Origin of the sequence: Pseudomonas sp. SIMBA_068, assembly GCF_046534705.1 — a bacterium.
GTDB classification, from domain to species: domain Bacteria; phylum Pseudomonadota; class Gammaproteobacteria; order Pseudomonadales; family Pseudomonadaceae; genus Aquipseudomonas; species Aquipseudomonas putida.
This window is the reverse complement of record NZ_JAWRYI010000965.1, coordinates 1-256: the sequence shown is the minus strand read 5'-3', so window position 1 is coordinate 256 and position 256 is coordinate 1. Positions and strand designations below refer to the sequence as shown.

Annotated in this window: 1 pseudogene; it reads right to left on the bottom strand. The window is 62.9% G+C overall.

The annotated features are described in order from the left end of the window. A pseudogene (locus SB756_RS32285) lies at positions 1-256 on the bottom strand (MFS transporter); the annotation flags it as partial.

Sequence of the window (256 nt, the reverse complement as noted above, 5' to 3'; positions counted from 1 at the left end):
GCGGGCCATGGCGTTGGAGAAGATAAAGCCCTGGCCGAACGCGACAAGCATGATGCCACCCAGGATGCTGACCAGGTTCAACCCAGCAGGCATGGCGGCGATGCTCAACACGCCGAGCAGGAACAGCAGCATGCCCGTCCACATCAACGTGGCCGCCTGGACCCTGCGGATCAACGCGCGATTGACCAGCGTCCCAACCAGATAGCAACTGCCCACCGCCAGTGCCGTAGTGCCGAAGTATTGTGCGTCGTGGCCC